This window comes from Cellulomonas sp. ACRRI (assembly GCF_022346185.1).
Lineage (GTDB): Bacteria > Actinomycetota > Actinomycetes > Actinomycetales > Cellulomonadaceae > Cellulomonas.
Window position 1 is genome coordinate 1 of record NZ_JAKRMS010000031.1, and the last position, 25682, is coordinate 25682.

The following is a 25682-nucleotide window of genomic DNA, read 5'->3' on the forward strand; positions in this document are numbered from 1 at the left end:
CTGCGGGGGTGCTGGTCAGGGCGGGGACGGCGCCGGTCGCGGGAGCCGCTCCCGCGGTGTCGCCGTCGCCCGCGAGCAGCAGGTAGAGCACCGCCATGCGCACGGCCACGCCGTTCGCGACCTGCTCGACGATCACGGCCCGCGGGGAGTCCGCCGCGTCCGCGGAGATCTCCAGCCCGCGGTTCATCGGCCCGGGGTGCAGCACGATGCTGTGGTCCGGCAGCGTCGCGAGGCGGCGCGCGTCCAGGCCGTACAGCCGGGTGTACTCCAGCGGGCTCGGGAAGAACCCGCCGCCCGCCGTCGACATCCGCTCGCGCTGCACGCGCAGCATCATCACCGCGTCCGGACCCTGGGCGAGGACGTCGTCCAGCCGGTAGGACACCGCGGCCGGCCAGGGGCCGACGCCGACCGGCAGCAGCGTCGGCGGGGCGACGAGCGTCACGCGGGCGCCGAGCGTGTGCAGCAGGTCGACGTTCGACCGCGCGACCCGGCTGTGCAGCACGTCCCCGACGACCGCCACGTGCAGCCCGGCGAGGTCGTTCCCGACGCCGTCCGGGTTGGTGGCGCTGCCCGTCAGGTGCCGGCGGATCGTGAACGCGTCCAGCAGCGCCTGCGTCGGGTGCTGGTGCATCCCGTCGCCGGCGTTCACCACCGCCGCCTCGGTCCAGCCGGCGTGCGCGAGCGTGTGCGGCGCGCCGGACGCCTGGTGCCGGATGACGATCGCGTCCGCGCCCATCGCCTGCAGGGTCAGCGCGGTGTCCTTGAGCGACTCGCCCTTGGACACGCTCGAGCCCTTGGCCGAGAAGTTGATGACGTCCGCGCTCAGCCGCTTGGCGGCCGTCTCGAACGAGATGCGCGTGCGGGTCGAGTCCTCGAAGAACAGGTTGACCACCGTGCGCCCGCGCAGGGTCGGCAGCTTCTTGATCTGCCGGCCCTGGGTCGCGGCCATCTGGGCGGCCGCGTCGAGGACGCGGATCGCGGCGGCGCGGTCGAGGTCCGTCGTGGACAGCAGGTGCCTCATCGGGGGCCTCCCGCGCCGGCGCCGGCGCCGCTCTCGATGACGACCGCGGTGCGGCCGTCGGTCTCGGCGAGCAGCACGCGCACCCGCTCCGCCGTCGACGTCGGGAGGTTCTTGCCGACGAAGTCCGCCCGGATCGGCAGCTCGCGGTGCCCGCGGTCCACCAGCGCGGCCAGCTGCACCGCCCGCGGGCGACCCAGGTCGTTGAGGGCGTCCAGCGCCGCGCGGATCGTGCGGCCGGAGTACAGCACGTCGTCCACCAGCACGACGACCTTGCCGTCGATGCCGCCGCCCGGGACCGTGGTGGCCCCGATGCTGCGGGTGGGGTGCTGCGCCAGGTCGTCGCGGTACATCGTGACGTCCAGGCTGCCGACCAGGTCCTCGGCCACCAGGCCGGGCTCCACGGCCGCGAGCCGCGCCGCGAGGCGGTGGGCCAGCGGGACGCCGCGGGTCGGGATGCCGAGGACGACGAGGTCGTCGCCGCCCTTGTTGCGCTCGAGGATCTCGTGGGCGATGCGCGTCAGCGCGCGGGCCACGTCCTGCTCGCCCAGGACGACGGTGCTGCCGGTGGCTGCTGCGTCGTCGGGCACGGGGGTACCGGAGGTCATCCGGGCCGCTCCTTCCCCGCCTCACGGGACGGTGTTAAAGGAATGCTCGTTCCCCGGCACCTTACACACGGCGGCCCGGTCCGGCGCTGCGCGTCCACGCCGCGGGCCGCGTGACCCGTGCCACTGCCCCGGTCGATCTCGCCCCGCCGCCGCGTCACGTCCGCCGAGATGGCAACTCTCGGCTGTGTCGGGCCGCCCGCGCACAGCCGAGAGTTGCCATCTCGGCGCACCGCGCCCGGGACGCAGGACGGCCCCCGCGCCCAGAGGGCGGCGGGGGCCGTGCGTGCGGCGTGCTGTCAGGCCAGGAGGGTCGGCTTCAGGTCGACCAGGCGGCCCAGGAGGCCGTTGACGAAGCCCGGGGACTCGTCGGTCGACAGGCTGCGGGCCAGCTCGACGGCCTCGTCCACGGCGACCGCGTCCGGCACGTCGTCGTTGAACAGGATCTCCCACGTGCCGATCCGCAGCAGCTCGCGGTCGACCGCGGGCATGCGCTCGATCGTCCAGCCGTGCGAGTGCGTCGCGATGACCTCGTCGATCCGGGCGCGCTGCGCCTGCACGCCCTCGACCAGCTCGACCGAGTACTGCGGCAGGGCCGCCTCGGTGCCGGGCTGCGCGATGCGGTCCGCGAGCACGGTCAGCGGGTCGAGCCGGCGCTGCTCGGCCTCGAAGAGGACGTCGAGAGCCCGCTTGCGGGCCTTGGTACGAGCTCCCACCTCAGTCGTTCACGCGACCCAGGTAGCTGCCGTCGCGGGTGTCGACCTTGACCTTGGTGTCCGACTCCAGGAACAGCGGGACCTGGATCTGGTAGCCGGTCTCGAGCGTCGCGGGCTTGGTGCCGGCCGACGAGCGGTCGCCCTGCAGGCCCGGCTCCGTGTAGGTGACCATGAGGGTCACCGACGGCGGGAGCTCGACGTACAGCGGCACGCCCTCGTTGGTGGCCACCATCGCGTTGGTGCTCTCGAGCATGAAGTTCGCGGCGTCGCCGACGGTCGCGGCCGGGACGGTGATCTGGTCGTAGGTGTCCGTGTCCATGAACACGAAGTCCTCGCCGTCCTTGTACAGGTACTGCATGTCGCGCTTGTCGACGTTCGCGGTCTCGACCTTCAGGCCGGCGTTGAACGTGCGGTCGACGACCTTGCCCGAGAGGACGTTCTTGAGCTTGGTCCGGACGAACGCGCCGCCCTTGCCGGGCTTCACGTGCTGGAACTCGATGACCGTCCAGAGCTGGCCGTCGATCTTCAGCACGGTGCCGTTCTTCAGGTCGTTCGTCGTCGCCACGTGTCGCTGCTTCCTGTCCTGGGTGCGTCTGCCGGGGCCGCCACGCGCGCCCGCGGGTCGCGGGCGGGGCTGGGCCGCCGACCATCGTACCGTGCCGACGGCGCCCCGGCGGATGGGCCGGCGTCAGCGCGTCAGTAGCCAGCGCCCGAGCACACCGACGCCCGCCGCCCACACGAAGGAGGCCAGCGTGCCGATCACGAACCGCTCGGACACCGCCGGGTCGTCGCCCGCGCGCAGCTCGGGGTACCGGCCGAGGCCCTTGACCGCGACGACCACCGCGACCCCACCCGGCTCCCCGGCGAGCAGCGTGCCGGTGATCGCCAGCCGCTCCAGCACGCCGATCCAGGTGCCGCCCCGCAACCTGGCCCGGGCGCGGTCGCTGTCGGGCCCGTCGCCGAGCGCGCGCGCGTTCGCGTCCCCGTCCGCGCCGGGGTTGACCCGGCCCTTGCGGTAGTCGCGGGGGTGGTCGTTGGCGGGGCCGGCGGGCGGCGCGGCGCCCGCGCCGGTACGGGTGCCCCGGGCGTCGCCCGCGCCCGACCGCCGTCCGCCGCGGTCGGCCAGCCGGAGCACGCCGGCGGCGGCGACCCAGCCGAGGCCCACGCTGACCGCCAGGGCGCCCACGACCAGCACGGTCCCCCACAGCGTCGTCACGCGCGCCCCTCCCGGTCGTCGGCGGACCCATGGTGACCGGACCCGCCCGCGAGCCGCAGCAGGCGCGCCGCGGCGGGGCGGGCCGCGACCTCCTCGGCCCACAGCGCGGCCCGCAGCCGGGCGCTCACCGCCTGCTGGCTGATGCCGAGCGCGGCGGCGACGTCCTCCTGCCGGGCCGCGACGCCGCCCGCAGCGGGGGCGACCCGGTCGACGACCGCCCAACCGGCGGCGGTGCGCCGCGCGACGACGGAGCCCAGCAGCGTGAGCACGCCCTCCGCCTCGGCGGCCAGGTCCGGGTCCGGACCGCGCACGGCGAGCGGCACGCTCCGCAGCCGGGACTTCGCCGCCTCGACGGCCTCCCGCGCGTGGATGAAGGCGGTGCCGGACCCCGCGCGGGACGACACCGGCAGCGGGGTGTCGACGACACCCGCACCGATCCCGACGCTCCACCCACCCGTGCGGACCAGGTGCAGGGTCAGCGCGACGACCAGATCCGCGTCGGCGAGGACCGCCTGGACCTCGTCACCGACCGTGCGCTCGAACGGCAGCACGACCGCCCCGGCATCCGCACCGACGAGCGGCGACGCGGCCGCGAGGTCGGCGAGCAGCGCGTCGACGCGGTCGCCGACCCGCCGGCTGCCCTCCTGGTCCACCGTCAGGGTCCACATGGCACCCACGGTACGAGGTAGTACCGTCGCTTACAACTCCACCAGGTTGTAGCCGGAGCAACAACCCTGTGGCATTGTTGTCATCACCCGAGCGAGATCCCCCGCACCGGCGCGGCACCCTCCGAGACCTCCGCGTACGCCGCCACCAGCAGCGACGGATCCGGCCCCTCGAGCCGAGCCGGCCGCGCCACGTCGTCGAGCACCACGAACCGCAGCAGGTCGCCCCGGGTCTTCTTGTCCCGGCGCATGGCGGCGTGCAGCTGGTTCCACCGGTCGCCGCGGTACGCCGTCGGCAGCCCGAGCCCCGTGAGGATCGACCGGTGCCGGGCGACGACGGCCTCGTCCAGCCGGCCGGCGAGCCGCGCCAGCTCGGCGGCGTACACCATGCCGACCGACACGGCCGCGCCGTGGCGCCAGGAGTACCGCTCGACGTGCTCGATCGCGTGCCCGAGCGTGTGGCCGTAGTTGAGGATCTCGCGCAGGCCGGCCTCCTTGAGGTCCTCACCCACGACGCGCGCCTTGACCGCGACCGACCGCTCGACCAGCTCCGCGAGCACCTCCGACCCGGCCGCGCGGACCGGGTCGGTGATCTCGGGACCGTGCTGCTCGACCAGCTCGAGGATCCGCGGGTCGGCGATGAACCCGCACTTCACGACCTCACCCAACCCCGCGACGTAGTCGTGCTTCGGCATGCTCTCCAGCGCCGCCAGGTCGCACAGCACCCCGGCCGGCGGGAAGAACGTGCCGACCAGGTTCTTGCCCTCCACCGTGTTGATGCCGGTCTTGCCGCCCACGGCCGCGTCGACCATGGCCAGCAGCGTCGTCGGCACGTGCACGACCTTGACGCCGCGCAGCCACGTCGACGCCACGAAGCCCGCGAGGTCGGTCGTCGCGCCGCCGCCGAGGCCCACGATCGCGTCGCTGCGCGTGAAGTCCGCCTGCCCGAGCACCTGCCAGCAGAACGACGCCACCTGCGCCGACTTGGCCGGCTCCGCGTCCGGCACCTCGGCCAGCAGCGCCTCGTACCCCTGCGCCGTCAGGTCCTCGCGCACCGCCTCGGCCGTCGCCGCCAGCGCCGTCGGGTGGATCACCAGCACCTTGCGGACGCCCTCGCCGAGCAGCCGCGGCAGCTCGCCCAGCAGGTTGCGGCCGATCACCACCTCGTACGGCTGGTCCCCCGTGACCTGCACCGTGCGCACGCTCATCGCCCCGCCCCGTGGTCGTCCGTGCGCTGGTCCGCCAGCGCGTCCTCGATGCGCTCCGCCACCTGGGCGGGCGTGATCCCGTCGGTCGACACCACGAGCGAGGCGACCCGCTCGTACACCGGCCGGCGCTCGTCCATCAGCTGCTGCCAGCGTGCCCGGGGGTTGCCCAGCAGCAGCGGCCGCGCCTGGTTGAACCCGACGCGGGGCGCCGCGTGCCGCAGGCTGACGTCGAGGAAGACCACCGCGCCGCCCGCCGCCCGGTAGGCGGCGAGCTCCTCTTGGGTCAGCGGGTGCAGCACCGCGCCGCCGCCGAGCGCCAGGACACCGTCGTGCTCGACGAGCGCCCGGCGCACCGCCTCGTGCTCCAGCTCGCGGAACCGCGGCTCGCCGTCCTCCACGAACACGTCCGCGACCGACTTGCCGGCGACGCGCTCCACGTCCGCGTCGGTGTCCCGGGCGGCGAGCTGCCAGCGCCCCGCCAGCGCCAGCGCCACCGTCGACTTGCCCGACCCGGGCGGACCGATCAGGACGACCCGCGGGCGGGCGCTCATCGCAGGAGGTCGGGGACGGACGCGACGTACGCGTCGAGGTTCCGGCGCACCTCGCCCACCGAGTCGCCGCCGGTCTTCTCCAGCAGCGCGTCGGCCACCACGAGCGCGACCATCGCCTCGGCCACGACGGCCGCCGGCGGTACCGCGCACACGTCCGAGCGCTGGTGCTGCGCCTTCGCGGGCTCGTTGCTCGAGGTGTCCACCGTGTCGAGCGCGCGCGGCACCGTCGAGATCGGCTTCATCGCCGCGCGGACGCGCAGGATCTCCCCGTTCGTCATGCCGCCCTCGAGGCCGCCCGCGCGGTTGCTGCGCCGGCGGATGACGCCGTCGGCGTCCCGCTCCATCTCGTCGTGCGCCTGCGAGCCCCGGCGGGTCGCGGTGCGGAAGCCGTCGCCGACCTCGACGCCCTTGATCGCCTGGATGCCCATGAGCGCACCCGCGAGCCGCGCGTCGAGCCGCCGGTCCGCCTGCACGTACGAGCCGAGCCCGGACGGCAGGCCGTAGACCAGCACCTCCACCACGCCGCCGAGGGTGTCGCCGTCCTTGTGGCACTCGTCGATCTCCGCGACCATCGCCGCCGACGTCGGCGCGTCGAAGCAGCGCACCGGGTCCGCGTCCAGCGCCGCCACGTCGTCCGGGGTCGGCAGGGCCGCGTCGTCGGGCGCCGCCACCGGGCCGATGCCGACCACGTGCGACACCAGCCGGATGCCGGCGGCCTGCTCCAGGAACCGCGCGGCGACCGTGCCGAGCGCCACCCGCGCGGCCGTCTCGCGCGCCGAGGCCCGCTCCAGCACCGGGCGCGCGTCGTCGAACGCGTACTTGCGCATGCCGACCAGGTCCGCGTGGCCCGGGCGCGGCCGGGTCAGCGGGGCGTTGCGGGCGCGGTTCAGCTTCTCCGGGTCGTCCACCGGGTCGGACGACATCACGTCGACCCACTTGGGCCACTCGGTGTTGCCGATCTCGATCGCGACCGGGCCGCCCTGCGACTCGCCCAGGCGCACGCCGCCGAGGATGCGGACCTCGTCCTGCTCGAACTTCATGCGCGCGCCGCGGCCGTAGCCGAGCCGGCGCCGCGCCAGCGCGTCGCGGATGTGGGCCGACTCGACCTGCACACCCGCGGGCAGACCCTCGAGGACGCCCACCAGGGCGGGGCCGTGCGACTCACCGGACGTCAACCAACGGAGCATGGACGGGATCTTCCCACGTCGCCGGGACACGACCGCGCCCCGGTCCACGTCGTGGGCCGGGGCGCGGGCGTGGGTGCGGAGAAGGGTCAGCTGCCGGAACCGAGCGAGCCGGACGTGTCGCCCTGCGGAAGCGTCTCGTCCGTGGTGCCGGTGTCCGCCGGTGCTGTCGGATCAGTCAACACGTAGAGGTAGCCACCGATCGTGAGCTCGATGTCGCCCTCCTGCGTGGCAGGCCGGCCGCCGGACGCCTCGGCGTCGCCCTGACCGGTGCCCACGAGCGACGTCACGAGGAGCAGCCGGCCGTCCGGGGCCTGGACGGAGTCCAGGAAGGACAGAGCCGACGGGAACGTGCCGACGACCGTCACCGTCATCGGCATCGCGTAGAAGCCATCGAATGCGGCGGTCGCGGGCGCCGCGGCCGCCGTGGACGGGTCGGCGACCGCAGCGTCAGCTGACGTCGTCGCCTCGGCGGTCGGCGCTGCGCTCGGGTCGGTCCCGGTCGCCGCAGCGACGTCGGCCGACGTCAGGGTGGGACCCGGCACGACCTCCGCGGCGCCTGGCGTCAGCTTGGTGATCGTCAACCCGGCCTGCTGCGCGCGCGCGTCCAGCTCGCGCACGTAGTCCGAGAGCGCAGGTCCCGTCGGGATCCCGACTCGCAGGTCGGCGAGATCGGTCTGGTACTGCGGAAGGTTCACGAAGTCGGCCCGGAGCTGGTCGACCTGCTGGCGGAGCACGTCGTTCTGGTCGCGCGTGATCTCCGTCTGCTCCTGCGCCTCCGCGGCGCGGGACAAGGTCGGCTGCACCGCGAGGAAGAAGGTCCCACCCATCAGGACAGCGGCCAGGGCAGCCGTGCCGCCGACCCACGTGCTGGTCTTCGCGGTCATCAACCCTCCTCGTTCTCGGCGCTGTACTGGCCGGTGAACGCGGCCTCGGTCACCTGCGCGCTGATGGTGACGCGGTAGAACTGCGCGCCCCCGTCCTCCTGCGCCATCTCGCTGGTCGCCACCCGCACGTCGTCGAGCCCGGGCAGTGCGTCGAGCCGATCCATCCAGTCGGCGGTGTCGGGCAGCACCGGCATGCGGGCGACGAGCTCGAACCGTCCGACGCTCGTGGGCTGCAGCGGGTCCGCCTGGGCCGCGCTTCCGTCGACGGGGCTGCTCATGTTCTCCGTGATCTGCTCGATCTTCGCCTCGGCGGGCAGCACCGTGGCGATCGCGACGACATACGACGTCCAGTCGACGTCCGGCGACATCCCGTAGGCGCGGGCGGTCCGGTTCCTGTCGAGCTCGGCGCGGACGCGGGGGAGCTCCTGGAACTCCGCAGCGTCGCTCTGCAGCTGCGTCGTGACGTTCTGCTCGTCCACCAGGGCGTCGTCCATCGCGCTCTCCCGCAGCACGGCGAACAGGTAGCCCAGCGCGCACAGGACGAGCACGCCCACGACGACGAGCGCGAGTACGCGCTTGACCCCGTTGAGACGCCGGGCGTCACGCACTTCGGGCGGCAGCAGGTTGACCTGCGGGGGCTGAGCGACGAACGCGGCCGGCGCCTCGCTCTTCGGTCGGCGTTCGGTGATGGTCACGCGGCGACCCCCTGTGCGAGTCCGACCGAGAGGGCGACCAGCGAGCCGGCACCCTCCCGCACCTCCGGGCGGACGGACTTGGCGAGGCTCAGACCCCCGACGGCGTTCCCGAAGGCGACAGGCAGCCGGCTCGCGCTCGCGAGGTACTGACCCAGACCCGGCAGGTGTGCACCGCCACCGGTCAGGAGCACGCCCTCGATGAGCGCTCCCGGGTGGTTGCCGGCGTAGTAGACGAAGGTGTTCCGCACGGCTTCGACCAGGCCGCGGGTGACCGAACCGATCGCCTCCGCCGCGGCCGCGTGCTCCGCGGGCACGCTGAAGCCGACGCCCAGCTCCCGCTTGATCTTCTCGGCCTCGGCGCTTGAGACCCCAAGGGCTCCGGCTACCGCGCTCGTGACGTTCTGCCCGCCGGCGGGGATGGTCCTCACGAGGCGCGGCACGCCGTGGTCGGCGACCACCACGTGCGTCACCGTCGCGCCGATCTCCACGACCGCCACGACGCTGTCCCGGTGCGCCGCCCCCACGAGGGCGCGCTGGAGCGCGAACCCGTTCAGGTCCACCTGCACGGGCCGAAGCCCGGCTGTCTGCACCGCGCGCACGTTCGCCGTGACGGTGTCGCGCTGAGCAGCCACGAGCATGCCGTGCACCATCCGTCCCTGCGGTCCGACGCTCTCGCCGTTCGCGTGGAAGTCCAGGAGGGCCTCCTCGATCGGCATCGGCAGCAGCTCCTGCACCTGGAACGGCAGGGACTGCCGCAGCTGTGCGGGCGGCAGCCACGGCACGTCCAGGTCGCGGACGATCACCCGCTGGTTGCCGACCCCGATCACGACGTCGCGCGTCGTGAACTTCTCCTGCGACCAGAGCTGCCGCAAGGCCGTGGCCACGGTCTCCGGATCGACGACCTCGCCGTCCCGGACCGCACCGGCGGGCAGAGGCACCGAGCCGAAGCGCTCGAGCGTCCCGCCCTTTCCGTTCCGTCCCGGCGAGAGCTCGGCTGCCCGCACACCGGTGCTCCCGATGTCGAGGCCGATCACGCGTGAGCTGGCCACTGGCCGTCCTTCCGTGAGGCTGGTCTTGAGGTCCTATCGGCGGGTTGAGTCGCCACTTGAGGGGGTGCTGCTCGGCGCACCCGGTCAGCCGAGCAGCCCGATGTACCAGGAGGCGAGCGGCGCGCCCACGACGAGTCCGACCGCCGCGCCCAGCAGCATCCAGGGTCCGAACGGGATGCCAGACCCGCGCGCGGCACGTCCGGTCGCGAGCAGCCCGATCGAGTAGATGCCGCCGAGCAGGAACGCCTAGAACCACCCGACGACCAGGGCCGGCCAGCCCGCCCAACCCAGGAACAGCCCGATCAGACCCGCGAGCTTGACGTCTCCCAGACCCATCCCGCGGGGGTAGATCAGGAGGAGGACGAAGTAGACGAGGAACATCGCGGCGCCGCCCAGGAGCGCCCTGACGAGCGCGGGCCAGTCGGAGGTGCCCCCCGGGGACCAGCTGGCGAGCACGAGCAGGACGGCGGCTGCGGGGTAGGCGGGGAGAACGATCGCGTCGGGCAACCGGTGCACATCGAGATCGATGAGTGTCAGCGCGACGGCGACGGACGCCAGGAGCAGGTACGCCGGGGTCGACCAGTCGGGCCCGGACCACCACACCGCCAGGGCGAACAGCATGGCGGTACCCGCCTCGACGAGCGGGTAGCGACGCGAGATCGGCTCGCCGCAGTCTCGACACCGCCCGCGGAGCAGGACCCAGGACAGCACCGGCACGTTGTCCCGGGGACGGACGGGTCGGCCGCACGCCGGGCACGCGCTCGGCGGCGAGACCACAGAGTCTCCACGTGGGACCCGCCAGACGACGACGTTGAGGAACGACCCGATCGCGAGCCCGAGCAGCGCACCGGCCGTGATCGCGAACCACGTCACGGCGTCCGGACCTCCCGCTTGTACACCACGTCGACCCGGTAGCCCGAGGAGGCGGTCGGGTTGGTCGTCGGGAAGGTCACGCCGGGGATGCCGATCGGCACGTACCGCATCGTCATGCTGTTGCGGAGCTCGACGTTGCCCCCGTACAGCTGTCCGTAGAACGTCATCGTGTTGTTGGTCTCGATGGTGCACGGCGTGTACACGAAGATCGTCACCGGGGAGATCGCGAGGCTGCCCGAGTCGAACTTGATGCTCCCGGACTTCTTGCCCGCAACCGTCTTGCCGCACTCCGCGACGCCGTTCGAGGCGCTCGGCGAGTCGGGATCCGGAACGATGATCCAGACCTGGTGCGGCTGCCCGTCGGCCGAGGTGATCTTGAAGTCACCGGTCCCGTAGAACTCGTTCGCGAAGATCACGAGGTCGGCGCGGAGCCTGATGTTCACGCCGCCCTGCATCGTCGTCTTCGCGCAGTGCCGGGTGTCGAAGAGGGTCGGCACCGCCGGGCCGAGGAGCGCCCCGTTGATGCTGTAGTCCGCGCCCGCGATAGTGCACTGGTCCTTCGCGGGGTTGCGGGCGTCGGACCAGGTCGGGGCGTTGTTCGCCACGGCGTTCTCGTTCACCCACGTGCGATACGCCAGCTGCCGGTCGCCGGCGGTGACGAAGCCGGTCCAGTCGGACGGGTCGTACACCACCTCGGGCAGGCCCACGGGCACGTACTGCGGGATCGCCGCGCTGCCAACGCCAGTCTTGAGCGTGCCGCCGACGACAGGACCGCCACCCCACGTACTCATCGAGCCTGCGATGATCAGGTCACGGCCGTACTTGGAGCCGCCGGCGATCGTCGCGTTCGCCGACACGTACGTGTCCTGGCCCACCGTCGCGAGGCCCGCGACCTGCGCCTGGTGGACCGAGAGCTGCTTCGAGCTCCAGAGGTTCTGGGTGACGCGGCACCCGTTCGAGATGTCCGTCGTGCCGTTCACGACGATCAGGTTGCCGTCGATCTTGACGTTCGAGTTGCAGTTCACGTTGCCGGTGTCGACCCACACATCCACCGGTGTGTCGGGCAGCGACGTCTCGAGGGTGAAGCCGTTCGTCGTCATGATCTGGTTCGCGGCGAAGATGGCGGCGCCGCGGCCCGGGACGGACATCGGTGTCAGCTCGACCTTCGACTGCACCGTGCGGGTGCTGCCGCCGCCCAGGTCGGCGTCACCCGACGTGGTCGCCGTCGCGGTGATGACCGCCTGGGTCGCGTCACCCGACACGACCCCGGCACTGCAACTGAGCGCAGTGCCCGCGTCGTCGAAGTACGCGACGGTCGCCGTCACCGAGGTCCGGGACGGCGCGGAGCCTGAGACGGCGGCGCCGGACGCGGGCCACGAGCACAGCGTGCTCTGCTCGAGCTCGGCGTACACCGCGTCGACCGCACCCTCCGCCGAGTGAACCTCGGTGGTGAGTGCGCGGTCGTCGCCCGACTGGTCGGATACCTGGATCGCGTTGGCGAGCACGACCAGCCCCAGGGCGAGGCACACCATCGAGATCGCGACGGCCGCGACCAGCGCGCTGCCGCGCTCAGGGTGGTCGTGGTGGAGCCTGCGGCGCACGGCAGCGAACATGAGTCCTCCGGGACGTTCGGTGGAGCGGGCTCGAGGGCGGGTCGGGAAGGTCACGGCGCCGGCACCGCCGCGCACGCGTCGGACGGGTAGCCGTAGACGGTGTTGCGTCCAGTGAGCACCGACGTCACCGTCGCCGGCTTGGACTGCTCTCGCTGCTCGGGGTCCTTGATGCGGAGCGTCACCCTGACCGTCTGCGCGGTGGACGACGCCTCCGCCGGTGACGTGCTGTCGACGTAGAACGGCGGCCAGGTGCTCGGGTCGCCGGCCACGGGCGTCGCCGAGCTCGGCCGCACGATGTCCCGCGCCACGACGCTCCAGTCGTCCACGCCGCCCGTCACCTGCCAGCTCGGCTGCCACGACCGGTACTGCAGCTCGCCGTACGACGAGCCGGCCGGATACACCACCCGCCACTGCACACACTGGAAGACGCCGTCGGTCTGGGTGTAGACCCGCAGGGAGTAGTAGGGCGCGACCCCCGAGCTCGAGATCGTCTCGGCAGCCGGGTCCGAGATCACGTTGCCCGAACGCACCTGCCGGTCGATCTGTCGCAGTCCGAGCTGAGCCTGGTCGACCGCCCGCGTCCGCGCGAGGTTGTCGCGGGTCTGGTACGAGACCGTGACCAGGATCGACGTCACGATCGCGATGAGGCCCAGGAAGATGGTCATGGCCACCAGCAGCTCAGGCAACGTCCAACCGCGCTCGGCGCCGTCGTGCCGCGCTTGTCGCAGCCGTCGGCGCAGGACCTCACGCAAGGGGTGCCGCCTTGTACGCCGCGCTCGCCCGCGCGGACCCGAGGTCGGTCGCGACGGACAACGCGTACTGCGTCGCACCCTGGGCCACGACGTAGGTCGCCGTGACGACGATCGTGCCGGAGTCGGAGTCCAGCGTGCAGCCGTCACCGGTGCAGCCGGTGGGATCGGCCGCCACGGGGAGGTCGCCACCCTTGGTGACGGTGACCGTGGCCGTGGCCGTGACGGTCCGTGTCCCGTCCGTCCACGTGACGGCCGGCACCGTCAGCGTCTGGTCGGTGCTGCGCGACACCGACAGGCTGGAGTAGCCGGTGCCGTTCCAGTAGGCGATCGTCGCGCTGCGCGACGCGGCTGCTCCAGTCGACGGCTGCCCCGCACCGCGCTGGACGAGCACCGAGTCGCTGTAGCCGGTGACCTTGACGAGGCCGGCGGTCGCGCCGGTCCACGGGCCAGCGCCGATGATCGTCGTACCCACCGTGTGGGATGCGCCTCCTGAGCCGCACCCGGCACCGCTGAGGCTCGTGCAGCCGACACCTGCTGTCCCGGCGGCGCTGCTGAACCGGGCCGAGAACGCCTTCGACGCGCCGCCAGCCGCGATGGACGCTGCCACGAAGTCGGTGGATCCTGCGCGGATCACGACGGACGAGGGCGTGCCGCCCGTCAAGTCGCCGCGGGCGCAAGGCTGACCGGCAGGGATCCCCGTCCGGCAGGAGCTGGTCGTCGAGGCCCCCGCGACACCAGCTGCGCCCGACCCCGCGGTCAGTGTCAGGCTCACGTCCGTGCCTGCGACGACCACTGCGGAGCTCGACCCGGAACCCACGACGTCCGGCGGCGACGACGGCGCTGCTCCTGCCGATCCCACATCGTTGGAGGCCGCGTTCGCGAGCTTCGACCCGCCGCTCGCCGTCTCGGGAAGGTCGGGGTCGACACGTGTCACCGCGGACCGGGCGTGCTGGACCGCGGCGTCGACGGAGCTGGACTGCTGCGCGTTCATCGTGGCGCCAACCGAGCCGCCGGACAGCGTCGCGACGGAGTAGTCGGTCCCGGGCAGGAGCGATGCCGGCGCGGGCTGCCCTGCTCCCGGTGCCACGGCGGAGACGACCACGCTCGGACCGGTGACACCACCGGACCCGGAGAAGAGCGCCTGGCACGCACCCAGGAAGGGCTGGTTCGACGCGTCACCGCAGCCACCGGCGGGCGCGTACGCCTGCGAGCGCAGCATCACGTACGCATTGCGGGCGTTGCTCTTCGCGGGCCAGGTCGTGATGACGGTAAGCGTGAGGACGCCCGTGGGGGCGGACGGCGCACTCGTGACGTACACACGCGTGGTGAACGTGGTTCCGGTGCCGCCGGGGTCGCTCGAGATGGTCTTGTTGGTCCCCGCGGCCCCGGAGAGCGGCGGCATCGAGGTCACCTGGGTGGAGCTGGTCACGAGCGGCTCGTTCAGAGGCCCGCCGACGGCCGGCTGAAGCCGCCCGCTGGACACGTTCGCGTCACCACCGGACGCGGCGACGAAGTTCGTGTGCATGCCCTTGCTGAGCGTCAGCCACGGCAGCGCGCGGAGCTGCTCCATGGTCTGGTTCGCGACCGCCGCCGCCTGCGTCCGCTGACGCGCCTGGGCCCCCGTGACGAGCGCCGAGGTCTGGGCCGCCATCAGCCCGAGCAGGACGAGCGAGATCACGAGCATCGCGACGACCAGCTCGATGAGGGTGAAGCCCTCGTCGTCGCCACGGCGACCGGCGAGCCGACTCAGCACCTGGTGACGCGGCACGGAGCACCTCCTGGGGGACGCGGCGGTTGTCGAGGGGTTCGATGCGCCCCGGGGGGACGCGCCACGGCAGCGGCACCCGAGCGGGTGCCGCTGCCGCTGGTTCATGCGATCAGCAGGCGGTCTTCGAGAGACCGGTCTCCGAGTAGTACCAGGTGGCAGCACCGGCGACGCTGGCGTTCGGGTTGACGCTGACGCAGAAGTCGTCCCGGCTGGTGGCCGAGCCCGTGGCGGTGTTCTTGCCCGAGAGCTTGCCGGCCGAGACGGGCGCGCCACCGGCGCCGGCCTCCGCGAGCGACCAGTCGGCGCTGCCGGCGGCGTTGGTCAGCGTCAGGCCGGCCGTGCCGTCGACGTAGTACGCGAGGATCTCCTTGCCGATGACCGTGACGTCCGACTTGGCGGCCGTCTCGGCCGCCTTCTTCCGCTGGTTCAGGTACACCGGCACGGCCACTGCGGCGAGGATGCCGATGATGATCATGACGACGAGGAGCTCGACGAGGGTGAAGCCCTTGTCCTTCTCCTCGATGGACTTGCGAATGCGAGCGATCACGCTGCTCTCCCTCAGGTCGTCGGCATGGGTAGCCGCAGGACTTTCGAATGGATTCCGGCGGGGCCGGTTCAGGTCGAACAGCCGGTACATCGTCCGGCGCGGGCTGCAACTTGAGTCGGGCGGAGAACTTCGCGGCAATTCACCCGTGCGGGTGAGCGAAGTGTCCGATTCGCCCTAGTTGATCAGATTGAAGACGCCGAAGATCGGCATGTAGAGGGCCACGACCATGGCGCCGATGATCGATCCGATGAAGACGATCATCAGGGGCTCGATCAGCGACGTGAGCTGCTCCGTGGTCGCCTCGACCTCCTGGTCGTAGAAGTCGGCGACCTTGTCGAGCATCACGTCCAGGGCGCCGGTGTCCTCGCCGACGGCGATCATCTGCACCACCATCGGCGGGAAGACCGGGTGCAGGGCCAGGGGCCCTGCCAGCGACTCTCCGCGCCGCACCGACTCTTGGACGTCGCGCGCTGCCCGCTCGATCACCACGTTGCCGCTCGTGGAGCCGACGATGTCCAGCGCCTGGAGAATCGGCACGCCCGCGTGGATCATCGTGCCGAAGTTCCGGGTGAAGCGCGCGACCGCCAGCTTCTTGGCAATGGTGCCGAAGACTGGCGCCTTCAGCTTCAGCGGATCGACTCGCTCCCGCACACCGGGATCATTCTTGTGCTTCGACCACCAATAGATCCCGATACCCAGCAGCGCCGTGAGCGGGATGATCGACCATTTCATTGCGGTAGACAGCCACACGAGGATCCGGGTCGGCAACGGCAGGGTCCCGCCGAGCGACTCGAACATCCCCGAGAAGACGGGCACGATGAACAGGAGCATGCCGACCATCGCGAGGATCGCGATGACGAAGACGATGACGGGGTAGGTCATCGCGGACTTCACCTTGCCGCGCAGCTTGACGTCCGCCTCGAAGTTCTCGGCGACCGACACCAGTACCTCGTCGAGGAATCCGCCGACCTCGCCGGCGCGCACCATGTTGATCATCAGCGGCGGGAACACCTGGGGGTGCTTCCCCAGCGCCACCGAGAACGCCGTGCCGGTCTCGACATCCGTCCGCACGGCCTGGATGACCTTGGTGAGTGCCTTGTTCTCGGTCTGCTCGGAGAGGATCGACAGTGCCCGGATCAGGGCAAGCCCCGCGGAGACCATCGTCGCCAGCTGCCGCGCCATGATCGCCAGATCCTTGAGCGCGATCCGGTCGCTCAAGCCCGGGATCGTGATCTCACGCTGCAGGCCCGTGGTCTGCACCTCGGACACCGAGAGGGCAGCCAGGCCCATCGTCCGCAGGCGGTTCGCGACCGCCGCCTGGTTGGGCGCCTCGATCCGGCCCTTGACGACCTTGCCGGACTTGTCGCGGACCGCGTACTCGAACGTCTTGCTCTCGGGCATCAGTGTGCGCCTCCCTGCGTCGCGGCGGCGTACGGCGAGCCCCCGGGCGGGACCTGGTCGTACTGAGCCGCCTGGCCGGCGACCGCGCCCGGCGCCATTGCCGCCCCGGAGGAGAAGCGACCGGTGAGCCGGTTGAAGTCCTCGGCGTGGTGCGACTTCTCCAGGCCGGTCTCGTAGCTGATCCGGCCCGTCTTGACGAGCTCGGCCAGGTGCTGGTCCAGCGTGTGCATGCCCTGCTGCGCCCCGGCCTGCATCGCGGAGTAGATCTGGTGGGTCTTGCCCTCGCGAATCAAGTTGCGCACGGCTGCCGTCGCAACCATGACCTCGGTGGCGACCACGCGGCCCGGCGCGTCGGAGCGCTTGCACAGCGTCTGGCAGACCACGCCCTGGATCGCGCCCGCCAGCTGCGTGCGCACCTGCGCCTGCTGGTGGGACGGGAAGACGTCGATCATGCGGTCGATCGTCTGGGCGGCGTCCTGCGTGTGCAGGGTCGCGAAGACGAGGTGGCCGGTCTCGGCTGCGGTCAGCGCGACCGAGATCGTCTCCAGGTCGCGGAGCTCGCCCACCAGGATGATGTCGGGGTCCTGACGCAGCACGTGCTTCAGCGCGTTCGCGAACGAGTGGGTGTCCTCCCCCACCTCGCGCTGGTTGACGAGCGCCTTCTTGTGCCGGTGCAGGAACTCGATCGGGTCCTCGACCGTCATGATGTGGTCGGCTCGCGTGCGGTTCGCCAGATCCACGATCGCGGCGAGCGTCGTCGACTTGCCCGACCCGGTCGGACCGGTCACGAGGACCATCCCGCGCGGCAGGCCCGCGAAGTTCGCCACGACGGGCGGCACGCCCAGCTGCTCCAGCGGTTTGATCTCGTACGGGATCAGGCGGAATGCGGCCCCGATCGACTCGCGCTGCTGGTAGAGGTTCAGGCGGAACCGCGCGAGACCCCGCACCGAGTACGACAGGTCGAGCTCGAGGTTCGCCTCGAACTTCTCGCGCTGCTTCTGGGTGAGCACGGCGTACAGCGCCCGGCGCAGCCCCTCGCCCTCGAGGGGCGCGAACCCCTCCAGAGGGCGCAGCTCGCCGGCGAGGCGCACGGTGGGCGGGGCGCCGGTCGTGAGGTGCAGGTCGGACGCGCCGGCCTGGACCATCGCGGCGAGGGCCTCGTCCAGCTCGAGATCGCCCTCCTGGCGCTGCAGCCCCATGCCGGGGCGCGCCGAGCCGGCGCGCATCGCAGCACGGGTCCCCGCGGGAGCGGCTGCGCGCCCGGCCTGCGGGGCACCCGGCGGCGGACCGGCAGGGGCCGGAGCACCCGGAACCGTCCCGGCGGGACCCGGTGCGCCTGCCGGGTACGCCTGCGGCAGCCCGACCGACGGGGCCGCCGGTGCGCCGGCGTACGGCTGCGCCGCGGTCACGGGCTGGGCGGGCGGGGCGAGGACGGGCGCGAGCGCCGGCGGCGCCTGCGTCGGCAGCCCCCCGCCGGACGGCGCGCCGGCGACGGGCGGCGCGAGCGGCGGGATGTACGGCGGCAGTCCCGCCGCGGGCGTCGGTCCAGCACCGGGGTAGGGCTCGGTCACCGTGCCACCTCTCCGATCGTGTCGCGGCGCGCCTCGGCGCCGCCCTGCCCGGTCCCATCGGCCGAGGTGAGCCCGTTCTTGAGCGATCGGCCCGCGGACCACCCGGTCACGCGACGACCCGCAGGATCTCCTCCACCGACGTCTGCCCCAGCACGACCTTCTGCCACCCGTCGTCGCGGAGCGTGATCATCCCCTGCGACCGCGCGGTCGCCCCGATCTCGGCCGCCGAGGCGCGCGCGACGGCGAGGCGCTCGATGTCCTCGGTCACCCGCATCACCTCGTGCAGGGCGACGCGCCCGCGGTACCCGGTGCGGGAGCAGGCGACGCAGCCGACCGGGCGGAACAGCTCGGGCAGCGGCTCGCCCGGCACCCAGGGGAACCGGGCGCCGATGAGCTCGGTCTCGGTCGGGGTGTAGGGCTCGCAGCACTTGGCGCACAGCCGCCGGGCGAGCCGCTGGGCGACCACGGCGTCCAGCGCGGAGCCGACGAGGAACGGCTCGATGCCCATCTCGGTGAGCCGGGTGACCGCTGAGGGGGCGTCGTTGGTGTGCAGGGTCGAGAGCACGAGGTGGCCGGTGAGCGCCGCCTCGATGGCGATCTGCGCGGTCTCGTGGTCGCGGATCTCGCCGAGGAGGACGACGTCGGGGTCGGACCGCAGGATGGAGCGCAGCGCGCCGGCGAAGGTGAGGCCGGCCTTGGGGTTGACCTGGACCTGGTTGATGCCGGCGAGCCGGTACTCGACCGGGTCCTCGACGGTGATGACGTTGATCTCCGGCTTGGAGACGGCGTTCAGGGTCGCGTAGAGGGTGGTCGACTTGCCGGAGCCGGTGGGGCCGGTGACCAGGATCATGCCGTAGGGCTTGGTGTACGCCTCGCGGTACGTCTCGTAGTTGTGGTCGAGGAACGCGAGGTCCCGCAGGTCGAGCGAGGCGGTGGAGTTGTCGAGGATCCGCATGACGATCTTCTCGCCCCACACGGTCGGCAGCGTGGCGACGCGGAGGTCGATCTTGCGGCCGTTGTGCGTGACCGACATGCGGCCGTCCTGGGGCTTGCGGCGCTCGGCGATGTCGATGTCCGACATGATCTTGACGCGCGAGATGACACCGCCCTGGATCTGCTTGGGCGAGCGCTGCATCTCGTGCAGCACGCCGTCGATCCGGTACCGCACGCGCAGGTCGTGCTCGGTGGGCTCGATGTGGATGTCGGAGGCCCGGTCCGAGATCGCCTGGGTCACCAGCAGGTTGACGTAGCGGACGATCGGGGCGTCGTCCTCGACGGCGTTGCCGATGTTCGACAGGTCGACCTCGGCCTGCTGGGACTGGTGCTCCTCCTCGAACGCGGAGGACAGGTCCTCCATCTCGCCGTCGGCGCGGCAGAACCGCTCGATCGCGCGGCTGAGGTTCTCGTAGGTCGCGACGATCGGCAGGACCGCCATGCCCGAGACGGTGCGGACGTCGTCGACCGCGACGACGTTGCCGGGGTCGGCGGTGGCGAGCACGAGCGCCCCGTCCTGGAACCCGACGGGCAGCACCGTGTACCGCCGGCAGAGCGCGGCCGGCACCATCGACACCGCGGCCCGGTCGACCTGGTACTCGTCCAGGTCGACGAACGCCATCCCGACCTGGCGGGCCAGTGCGGCGACGAGCTGCCCCTCGGTGAGGACGCCGATCTCGACCAGCGTGCGGCCGAGGGACTGCCCCCGGGCCATCTGCTCGTCCAGCGCCGCCATGAGCTGCGCCTCGCTGACCAGGCCCTCGTCCAGCAGGATCTCGCCGAGCTGCTTCACCCCGTTGCCCTTTCGTCCGGGGCAGGCAGGTGCACCGGCCCCGTAGGGCCCATCGGCAGGTCGGCGCGGGGAGATGAGGCCCCGGCGGGCACCGGTCCGGCGGCCGACCGTCGTGGCGCGGGTGAAACCCCCGGTCAGCGGGCGGCGGCCCCCGCCGGCGAGCCGTCCGCCGAGCCGTCCAGCGCCGCGCCGAGCGCCGCGTCCATCGCCGCGAGCGGGCCGGGCCGCCCGGTCATGAGCCGCACCTGCTCGGCGGCCTGGTGCAGCAGCATCCGCTCCCCCGGCACGGCGACGCCGCCGGCGCCGAGCCACGCGGTGTGCAGCGCGGTGGGCCGCGGGTCGTAGGCGACGTCGAGCAGCACGGCGCCCGGCCGGGGGGCGCGCGCGGCCACGGCGAGCCCGGCCGCCAGGTCGTCCGCCGCGCGCGGCGGCAGGGTCGAGACGACCAGGTCGGCGCCGGCCATCGCGTCGAGCGCGCCGTCGAGCGACCGGAACACCGGCTCGACGCCCATGCGGTGCGCGGCGCGCGCGAGCGCACCGGTCCGGCCCAGGGAGCGGGCGAGGACGACGGGCGCGGGGCAGCCGAGCTCGGCCAGCGCGGCGAGGGCGGAGGCGGCGGTGGCGCCGGCGCCGAGGACGACGGCGCTCCGCGCGGGCGGCCGCTCCCCCGGCGCCGCGCCGCCGCCGGCGGCCGCGAGGCCCTCCGACAGCGCCGCCACGATCCCGTGCACGTCGGTGTTGGCGCCGGTCAGCACCGGACGACCGGACCCGCCGGCCTGCACCAGCACGGTGTTCACCGCGCCGACGACGGCCGCGAGCGGCTCGACGTGGTCGAGGAGCGGCAGCACGGTCTGCTTCAGCGGCATGGTCAGGCTGAGCCCGGCCCACGTGGCGTCGAGGTCGCCGACGAACGCCGGCAGCTGCTCCTCGGTCACGTCGACCGCGTCGTACGACCAGCCGTCGAGCCCGAGCGCCCGGTAGGCGGCCCGGTGCAGGACCGGCGACAGGGAGTGCCCGATCGGGTGGCCGAGGACGGCCGCCCGACGCGCCGAGCCCGCCGTCACTGGTGCGCTTCCTCCCACGCCCGGAGCTCGTTCACGTAGGTCTGGTGCTCGTCGTAGGTCTCGGCGAACTTGGTCTCGCCGGTGTCGGGGTTGACCGTGACCCAGAACAGCCACGGGCCGTCCGCGGGTGTGATGACCGCGTCGATCGACGCCTCGCCCGGGTTGGCGATCGGGGTGGGCGGCAGGCCGGTCGTCTTGTACGAGTTGTACGGGTTCGACGCGTCGTCGAGCTCCGCGCGGGTGGGCGAACGACCGGTCACGCCGACCCCGTAGAGCACGGTGGCGTCGACCTGCAGGGGCATCTGGATCTCGAGGCGGTTGTCGATCGCCCGCGCGATCTTCGGCCGGTCCTCGTCGAGCTTGCCCTCGCGCTCCACGATCGACGCCTTGTTCAGCACGGTCTCCCACTGGTCCTGCGCGACGCCCTTGCTCGTGAGCAGCGCCGTCGTGCGGGCGACCATCTGCGAGAGCACGCTGGCGGCGCTCGACCCGGGCTCGACCTCGTAGGTCATGGGGAACAGCCAGCCCTCGACGTTCCCGCCGGCCTCGGCCGGGAGCCCGATCGCGGCGGGGTCGGCCGCGGCGGCCTGCAGGTCCTCGACGGTGATGCCGGTGACCTCGTAGACGCGCTGGTAGATCTGCTGGGCGGTGTAGCCCTCCGGGATGGTGACCCGGTTCGAGACGCGGTTGGCGGGGTCGAGCAGCGCGTTGACCGCGTCGCTGGCCTTCATCTCGAGCTGGAGCGTGTAGGTGCCGGGCTGGATGCCGGTCGCGGCGGGGTTGGCCGCGTACGCGCTCGTGAACGCCTTGGTCGTGGCGACGACACCCGCGTCGACCAGCGTCTGGCCGATGGCGCCGCCGGTGTCGCCGGACGCGACGACCACCTGGACCTCGCCGCTGCCGGGTCCGGGGTAGTCCTGGACGGTCTCCTCGCCGCCGGAGCCGGAGAACAGCCCGCCGAACACGCTCCACACGACGAAGCCGGCGCCGCCGACCAGGACGAGCGCGAGCAGCAGCACGACGAACGTGCGCCGGCGGCGGTGCTTGCGCTGCTTGATCCGCTGCTCGTGCGAGTCGCGGCGCGAGCGGCGCGAGGGCGGGGGCGCCTCGTGGTGCTCCTGCTGCGGAGCACCGAGGAACAGGTCGCTCACTCGGTCGTCCCTTCGGTGTGTCCTGCTCGTCCGTCCTCCTGCGGACCCCCCGGGCGCTCCCCCTCGGGGCGCTCCGGGCGGGTCGCCGTGACCCGCTCGCCGGGCCTGCGGCCCGAGGAGCGCTCCGCGTCGAGCGCGGTCTGCAGGATCACCACCGCGGCCGCCTGGTCGACGACCGCCCGGTGACGACGCCCGGACCTGCCGGACGCGTGCAGCGCCTGATGGGCGGACACCGTGCTCATCCGCTCGTCGACCAGCCGCACCGGAACCGGTGCGACGGCCTGCGCCAGCGCACCAGCGTACGCGCGTGCGGCCTGTGCTGCCGAGCCCTCGGTCCCGGAGAGGTGCTTCGGGAGGCCGACGTACACCGCCGCGGCGAACCGGTCGGCCACCTCGGCGACGATCGTGGCGACGTCCGACGGGAGCGCGCCCGGCGCCGGCGGGCGGGTGTCGCGGGGCAGCGTGTCGACCGGGGTGGCCACCAGGCCGTCCGGGTCGCTGGCCGCGAGGCCGACCCGGACGGAGCCGACGTCGACGGCGAGCCGGGCCCCGCGCACCACGGCGTCGGGGTCCGGCGCACCGGGCGCGTCGGCCGTGCCCGGGGTGCCGGCCACCCGGCTCAGGCCCCCGCCCCGATCGCCTCGCGGATGCCGGCGAGCGCCTCCGGCAGCCGGGCGGCGTCGGCTCCACCGCCCTGCGCCAGGTCGTCCTTGCCGCCGCCACCGCCGCCGAGCAGGCCGGACGCGGTCTTGACGAGGGAGCCCGCGCGGACGCCCTTCTCGCGCGCCGCGGCGTTGGTCGCGACGACCACCACCGGGCGGCCCTTGGTCACGCCGCCGACCGCGACGACCGCCGGGGCGGACTCGCCGAGCCGGGCGCGGACGTCGAGCACGAGGGTGCGCAGGTCGTCCGCCGCGCCGACCTCGCCGGCGTCGTGCGTGACCACGCGCGTGCCGCCGATCTCGGCGGCGGAGGACGCGAGCGTGCCGGCGACCGCGAGGACCTGCGCCGCGCGCAGCGACGCCAGCTCCTTCTCGGACTCCTTGAGCCGGGTCATCAGCGCCGAGACGCGGTCCGCCAGGTCGTCGGGCCGGGCGCCGAGGAGGCCGGAGATCTGACCGACCAGCGCGCGCTCCTTGGCGTGGAAGCCGTACGCCCCGTCGCCGACCAGCGCGTCGACCCGGCGGACGCCGGAGCCGATCGACGACTCGCCGAGCAGCGTGACCAGGCCCAGCTCGCCGGACTGCCGCACGTGCGTGCCGCCGCAGAGCTCGCGGGACCAGTCGCCGCCGATCGACACGACGCGCACCTGGTCGCCGTACTTCTCGCCGAACAGCGCCATCGCGCCGAGCGCGCGCGCCTCGGCGATCGGCATGACCGCGTCGGTGACCTCGAGGTTCTCCTGCAGGCGGGTGTTGACCCGCTCCTCGACCTCGGACAGCACGCCCTGCGGGACCGCCTGGCCGGCGCGGAAGTCGAACCGCACGCGGCTGGGCGCGTTCTCGGAGCCCGCCTGCGTCGCCGACGGGCCGAGCGACTCCTGGATCGCCTTGTGCACCATGTGCGTCGCGGTGTGCGCGCGGCTGATCGCGATGCGGCGGGCCGTGTCGATCGACGCGACGCCCGGCTCGTCCAGCGTGACGGTGCCCTCGACCAGGCGGCCGCGGTGCACCGGCAGGCCCTTGACCGGCGCCTGCACGTCGTCGATCTCGATGGTCGCGCCGCCGTCGAGCACGATCGAGCCGTGGTCGGCCAGCTGGCCGCCCATCTCGGCGTAGAAGGGCGTGACGTCGAGGACGACCTCGACGTCCGCGGGGGCGGTCGCCGCCGGGGCGGGCACGCCGTCGACCAGCAGGCCGACGACGCGCGAGCGCGACGTGGTGCGGTCGTAGCCGACGAACTCGACCGGCTTCGCCCCCGAGCCGCTGAGCGTGGCGTGCAGGTCCTGGTACGCCGCGGTGTCGGTGCGGCCCGCGCGCTTGGCGAGGGCGTCCGCCCGGGCGCGGTCGCGCTGCGCCTGCATGAGCGTGCGGAACGCCTTCTCGTCGACGGACACGCCCTGCTCGGCCGCCATCTCGAGCGTGAGGTCGATCGGGAAGCCGTACGTGTCGTGCAGCTGGAACGCCTTCTCGCCCGAGAGCAGCGGCGCCGCGGTCGGCGTGCCGGTGCCCGCGGACTTCGCCTCGGAGACCGCCAGGTCGAGGATCGAGGTGCCCGCGGTCAAGGTGCGCAGGAACGCCTCCTCCTCCGCGTACGCGACCTTGGCGATCCGGTCGAAGTCGCGCGCCAGCTCCGGGTACGACGGCGACATGGCGTCGCGGGACACCGGGAGCAGGGTCGGCAGCGCGGGGGTCTCGACGCCGAGCAGCCGCATCGCGCGGACCGCGCGGCGCAGCAGGCGGCGCAGCACGTAGCCGCGGCCCTCGTTCGAGGGCACCACGCCGTCGCCCATGAGCATCAGGCCCGAGCGCACGTGGTCCGCGACCACGCGCATCCGCACGTCGTCCTCGTGGTCCGCGCCGTACCGGCGGCCGGACAGCTGCTGCGCGGCCTCGATGACGGGGAAGACCTCGTCGATCTCGTACATGTTGTCGACGCCCTGGAGCAGGAACGCGACGCGCTCCAGCCCCATGCCGGTGTCGATGTTCTTCTGCTTGAGCTCGCCGAGGATCGGGAAGTTCTCCTTGCCGCCCCCGTCGCCGCGCTCGTACTGCATGAACACGAGGTTCCAGATCTCGATGTACCGGTCCTCGTCGACGACCGGGCCGCCCTCGGCGCCGTACTCCGGGCCGCGGTCGACGTAGATCTCCGAGCACGGGCCCGCCGGGCCGCGGGCGCCGGTCGACCAGTAGTTGTCCTTCATGCCGCGGCGCTGGATGCGCTCGTCCGGCAGGCCGGCGATCCGCTTCCAGAGCTCGGCCGCCTCGTCGTCGGTCTCGTAGACCGTGACCCAGATCTTCTCCGGGTCGAAGCCGTAGCCGCCCCGGTCCTGCGGAGTGGTGATCAGCTCCCACGCGTGGGTGATCGCCCCCTCCTTGAAGTAGTCGCCGAAGGAGAAGTTGCCGTTCATCTGGAAGAACGTGCCGTGCCGCGTGGTCTTGCCGACCTCCTCGATGTCGAGGGTGCGCACGCACTTCTGCACGCTCGTCGCGCGCGGCCACGGGGCCGTCTGCTCGCCGAGCATGTACGGGATGAACGGCACCATGCCCGCGATGACGAACAGCGTCGACGGGTCGGGCGAGATCAGCGGGGCGGAGGGCACCACGGCGTGGCCGCGGGCCTCGAAGAAGTCGAGCCAACGCTGGCGGATCTCGGCGGTGCGCATGGTGTCCTCGTCTGGGTCGGGTGGCGGGGGTCGCGGG

24 protein-coding genes are annotated in these 25682 nt (G+C 72.9%); all 24 read right to left on the reverse strand.

Features of this window, described 5'->3' with window-relative positions; genetic code table 11:
- A partial coding sequence (locus MHY85_RS08120; RefSeq protein ID WP_239195328.1) for an aspartate carbamoyltransferase catalytic subunit occupies nt 1-1021 on the reverse strand: 1021 nt, incomplete at its 3' end.
- Complete coding sequence (pyrR, locus tag MHY85_RS08125) at nt 1018-1626, reverse strand: bifunctional pyr operon transcriptional regulator/uracil phosphoribosyltransferase PyrR (RefSeq protein WP_239195330.1); 609 nt, start codon at nt 1624-1626, stop codon at nt 1018-1020. The genes MHY85_RS08120 and pyrR, both read right to left, overlap by 4 nt.
- 296 nt (nt 1627-1922) lie before the next feature.
- A complete protein-coding gene (gene nusB / locus MHY85_RS08130; RefSeq protein WP_147793616.1) occupies nt 1923-2339 on the reverse strand; it encodes a transcription antitermination factor NusB in 417 nt (138 codons plus the stop codon).
- Nucleotide 2340: 1 nt separating this feature from the next.
- Nucleotides 2341-2904, reverse strand: coding sequence for an elongation factor P (gene efp / locus MHY85_RS08135; protein ID WP_239195331.1), 564 nt, complete (start codon nt 2902-2904; stop codon nt 2341-2343).
- Between the two features lie 123 nt (nt 2905-3027).
- Nucleotides 3028-3555 carry a hypothetical protein gene (locus MHY85_RS08140; protein ID WP_239195333.1) on the reverse strand — a complete coding sequence of 176 codons (528 nt, stop codon included), beginning with the start codon at nt 3553-3555 and terminating at the stop codon, nt 3028-3030.
- Nucleotides 3552-4223 (reverse strand): SatD family protein, encoded by a 672-nt coding sequence (locus tag MHY85_RS08145; protein WP_239195335.1) that lies wholly within the window; start codon nt 4221-4223, stop codon nt 3552-3554. The genes MHY85_RS08140 and MHY85_RS08145 overlap by 4 nt, the downstream gene beginning before the upstream one ends.
- Nucleotides 4224-4306: 83 nt before the next feature.
- Nucleotides 4307-5428, reverse strand: coding sequence for a 3-dehydroquinate synthase (aroB, locus tag MHY85_RS08150; protein ID WP_239195337.1), 1122 nt, complete (start codon nt 5426-5428; stop codon nt 4307-4309).
- The gene (locus tag MHY85_RS08155; protein ID WP_239195338.1) at nt 5425-5979 is read right to left on the reverse strand and encodes a shikimate kinase; all 555 of its coding nucleotides are present in this window, start codon (nt 5977-5979) and stop codon (nt 5425-5427) included. Before MHY85_RS08155 ends, aroB begins: the two co-directional genes overlap by 4 nt.
- Entirely contained in the window at nt 5976-7166 is a 1191-nt protein-coding gene (gene aroC, locus MHY85_RS08160) for a chorismate synthase (protein WP_239195340.1), read from the reverse strand. The genes MHY85_RS08155 and aroC overlap by 4 nt, the downstream gene beginning before the upstream one ends.
- An 86-nt stretch (nt 7167-7252) precedes the next feature.
- A complete protein-coding gene (locus tag MHY85_RS08165) occupies nt 7253-8050 on the reverse strand; it encodes a type 4a pilus biogenesis protein PilO (RefSeq protein WP_239195342.1) in 798 nt (265 codons plus the stop codon).
- Entirely contained in the window at nt 8050-8745 is a 696-nt protein-coding gene (locus MHY85_RS08170) for a fimbrial assembly protein (protein ID WP_239195343.1), read from the reverse strand. The genes MHY85_RS08165 and MHY85_RS08170 overlap by 1 nt, the downstream gene beginning before the upstream one ends.
- Entirely contained in the window at nt 8742-9794 is a 1053-nt protein-coding gene (pilM, locus tag MHY85_RS08175; RefSeq protein ID WP_239195344.1) for a type IV pilus assembly protein PilM, read from the reverse strand. The genes MHY85_RS08170 and pilM overlap by 4 nt, the downstream gene beginning before the upstream one ends.
- A 246-nt stretch (nt 9795-10040) precedes the next feature.
- On the reverse strand, nt 10041-10667 hold the full coding sequence (locus tag MHY85_RS08180) for a prepilin peptidase (RefSeq protein ID WP_308191337.1): 627 nt from the start codon (nt 10665-10667) through the stop codon (nt 10041-10043).
- A complete protein-coding gene (locus MHY85_RS08185) occupies nt 10664-12268 on the reverse strand; it encodes a hypothetical protein (protein WP_239195348.1) in 1605 nt (534 codons plus the stop codon). The genes MHY85_RS08180 and MHY85_RS08185 overlap by 4 nt, the downstream gene beginning before the upstream one ends.
- A 62-nt stretch (nt 12269-12330) precedes the next feature.
- Complete coding sequence (locus MHY85_RS08190) at nt 12331-13110, reverse strand: type II secretion system protein (RefSeq protein WP_308191338.1); 780 nt, start codon at nt 13108-13110, stop codon at nt 12331-12333.
- Nucleotides 13025-14800, reverse strand: a complete 1776-nt coding sequence (locus MHY85_RS08195; RefSeq protein ID WP_239195352.1) for a prepilin-type N-terminal cleavage/methylation domain-containing protein — start codon at nt 14798-14800, stop codon at nt 13025-13027. The genes MHY85_RS08190 and MHY85_RS08195 overlap by 86 nt, the downstream gene beginning before the upstream one ends.
- Before the next feature lie 109 nt (nt 14801-14909).
- A complete protein-coding gene (locus tag MHY85_RS08200; RefSeq protein WP_239195355.1) occupies nt 14910-15347 on the reverse strand; it encodes a prepilin-type N-terminal cleavage/methylation domain-containing protein in 438 nt (145 codons plus the stop codon).
- A gap of 174 nt (nt 15348-15521) precedes the next feature.
- On the reverse strand, nt 15522-16748 hold the full coding sequence (locus MHY85_RS08205) for a type II secretion system F family protein (RefSeq protein ID WP_239195356.1): 1227 nt from the start codon (nt 16746-16748) through the stop codon (nt 15522-15524).
- A complete protein-coding gene (locus tag MHY85_RS08210) occupies nt 16748-18319 on the reverse strand; it encodes a type IV pilus twitching motility protein PilT (protein ID WP_239195357.1) in 1572 nt (523 codons plus the stop codon). The genes MHY85_RS08205 and MHY85_RS08210 overlap by 1 nt, the downstream gene beginning before the upstream one ends.
- 106 nt (nt 18320-18425) lie before the next feature.
- Nucleotides 18426-20105: a GspE/PulE family protein gene (locus MHY85_RS08215; protein ID WP_239195358.1), complete on the reverse strand. Its 1680-nt coding sequence runs from the start codon at nt 20103-20105 to the stop codon at nt 18426-18428.
- Nucleotides 20106-20239: 134 nt separating this feature from the next.
- Nucleotides 20240-21169: a shikimate dehydrogenase gene (locus MHY85_RS08220; protein ID WP_239195361.1), complete on the reverse strand. Its 930-nt coding sequence runs from the start codon at nt 21167-21169 to the stop codon at nt 20240-20242.
- Nucleotides 21166-22320, reverse strand: coding sequence for an endolytic transglycosylase MltG (mltG, locus tag MHY85_RS08225; RefSeq protein ID WP_239195363.1), 1155 nt, complete (start codon nt 22318-22320; stop codon nt 21166-21168). The genes MHY85_RS08220 and mltG overlap by 4 nt, the downstream gene beginning before the upstream one ends.
- A complete protein-coding gene (gene ruvX / locus MHY85_RS08230; protein WP_308191339.1) occupies nt 22317-22934 on the reverse strand; it encodes a Holliday junction resolvase RuvX in 618 nt (205 codons plus the stop codon). Before ruvX ends, mltG begins: the two co-directional genes overlap by 4 nt.
- A gap of 5 nt (nt 22935-22939) precedes the next feature.
- Entirely contained in the window at nt 22940-25645 is a 2706-nt protein-coding gene (alaS, locus tag MHY85_RS08235) for an alanine--tRNA ligase (protein WP_239195365.1), read from the reverse strand.
- Nucleotides 25646-25682 lie beyond the last annotated feature (37 nt).

Bases quoted from the DNA above. Each gene is read 5' to 3' on its own strand.
- pyrR (WP_239195330.1), bottom strand. From the start codon at position 1,626: ATGACCTCCGGTACCCCCGTGCCCGACGACGCAGCAGCCACCGGCAGC.
- MHY85_RS08145 (WP_239195335.1), bottom strand. From the start codon at position 4,223: ATGTGGACCCTGACGGTGGACCAGGAGGGCAGCCGGCGGGTCGGCGAC.
- MHY85_RS08165 (WP_239195342.1), bottom strand. From the start codon at position 8,050: ATGACCGCGAAGACCAGCACGTGGGTCGGCGGCACGGCTGCCCTGGCC.
- MHY85_RS08155 (WP_239195338.1), bottom strand. From the start codon at position 5,979: ATGAGCGCCCGCCCGCGGGTCGTCCTGATCGGTCCGCCCGGGTCGGGC.
- alaS (WP_239195365.1), bottom strand. From the start codon at position 25,645: ATGCGCACCGCCGAGATCCGCCAGCGTTGGCTCGACTTCTTCGAGGCC.
- MHY85_RS08205 (WP_239195356.1), bottom strand. From the start codon at position 16,748: ATGCCCGAGAGCAAGACGTTCGAGTACGCGGTCCGCGACAAGTCCGGC.
- aroC (WP_239195340.1), bottom strand. From the start codon at position 7,166: ATGCTCCGTTGGTTGACGTCCGGTGAGTCGCACGGCCCCGCCCTGGTG.
- aroB (WP_239195337.1), bottom strand. From the start codon at position 5,428: ATGAGCGTGCGCACGGTGCAGGTCACGGGGGACCAGCCGTACGAGGTG.